Genomic DNA, 1182 nt, shown 5'->3' with positions numbered 1-1182 from the left:
TGATATAGCTCTTTAAAAATGACGAAGCTTGCGCTTCATTCAAAAATTGTAAAACATTTTTGCCTCATCGTTCAGTTTTCAAAGACCAAATTGAATTAAGAAATGGTCGGGAAGACAGGATTCGAACCTGCGACCCCTTGGTCCCAAACCAAGTGCTCTACCAAGCTGAGCTACTTCCCGTTATAAATGGTGCACCCTGAGAGATTCGAACTCCCGGCCTTTAGATTCGTAGTCTAACGCTCTATCCAGCTGAGCTAAGGGTGCATTAATGCGGTCGAGAGGACTTGAACCTCCACGGTGTTAACCACCACTAGGCCCTCAACCTAGCGCGTCTACCGATTCCGCCACGACCGCATATAATTGGAGCGGAAGACGGGATTCGAACCCGCGACCCCGACCTTGGCAAGGTCGTATTCTACCACTGAACTACTTCCGCAATATAAAGTTAGATTAGAGATGCGGGTGAAGGGACTCGAACCCCCACGTCAAAGACACTAGATCCTAAGTCTAGCGCGTCTACCAATTCCGCCACACCCGCATATAATATTTAAGTATAGAAATTAATGAGAAATGGTGAGCCATGCAGGGCTCGAACCTGCGACCCTCTGATTAAAAGTCAGATGCTCTACCAACTGAGCTAATGGCTCATTAATTTTTTAAAATGGGGCGGCTGAAGGGAATTGAACCCTCGAATGCCGGAATCACAATCCGGTGCGTTAACCACTTCGCCACAACCGCCATGAGAAAAATGGTGCCGGCGAAAGGATTCGAACCCTCGACCCTCTGATTACAAGTCAGATGCTCTACCAACTGAGCTACACCGGCGCTGTAAATGGTGGCTTTGGACGGAATCGAACCGCCGACACAAGGATTTTCAGTCCTTTGCTCTACCAACTGAGCTACAAAGCCAACTTATTAAGTTTAAATAAAAAAATGGCGGTCCCGACGGGATTCGAACCCGCGATCTTCTGCGTGACAGGCAGACATGTTAACCACTACACCACGGGACCGTTTTAAATAATTATTGTATCGACTTTACCTATTTTAAATGTCATCGAGAGTAAAGTCAATAATTTTTTCAAAAAAACAATCAGCCTGGCAGCGTCCTATCCTCACAGGGGGAGACCCCCAACTACTTTCGGCGCTGAAGCGCTTAACTTCCGTGTTCGGCATGGGAACGGG

The 1182-nt window shown here is 47.3% G+C and carries 10 tRNA genes and 1 rRNA gene; all 11 read right to left on the bottom strand.

The features are described from left to right. Positions 1-103: 103 nt before the first annotated feature. Positions 104-180, bottom strand: a tRNA-Pro gene (locus tag KNP60_RS15405). 7 nt (positions 181-187) lie between these two features. Next, positions 188-264 (bottom strand) — tRNA-Arg (locus KNP60_RS15400). A 5-nt stretch (positions 265-269) separates the two neighbouring features. Next, positions 270-354, bottom strand: a tRNA-Leu gene (locus KNP60_RS15395). A gap of 7 nt (positions 355-361) precedes the next feature. Then, positions 362-436 (bottom strand) — tRNA-Gly (locus KNP60_RS15390). A gap of 21 nt (positions 437-457) precedes the next feature. Beyond that, a tRNA-Leu gene (locus KNP60_RS15385) sits at positions 458-538 on the bottom strand. A 33-nt stretch (positions 539-571) separates the two neighbouring features. Beyond that, positions 572-647: transfer RNA gene (locus tag KNP60_RS15380), tRNA-Lys, on the bottom strand. A gap of 15 nt (positions 648-662) precedes the next feature. Then, positions 663-738 (bottom strand) — tRNA-His (locus KNP60_RS15375). Positions 739-749: 11 nt separating this feature from the next. Further along, positions 750-825, bottom strand: a tRNA-Thr gene (locus KNP60_RS15370). 8 nt (positions 826-833) lie between these two features. Further along, positions 834-909, bottom strand: a tRNA-Phe gene (locus KNP60_RS15365). A gap of 25 nt (positions 910-934) precedes the next feature. Next, positions 935-1010: transfer RNA gene (locus KNP60_RS15360), tRNA-Asp, on the bottom strand. Positions 1011-1093: 83 nt separating this feature from the next. Next, positions 1094-1182, bottom strand: a 5S ribosomal RNA gene (gene rrf, locus KNP60_RS15355); the annotation flags it as partial.

The organism is Exiguobacterium sp. s5 (assembly GCF_018618075.1).
Taxonomy (GTDB): Bacteria; Bacillota; Bacilli; order Exiguobacteriales; family Exiguobacteriaceae; genus Exiguobacterium; species Exiguobacterium mexicanum_A.
This window is presented reverse-complemented; position numbering and strand designations above follow the sequence as displayed.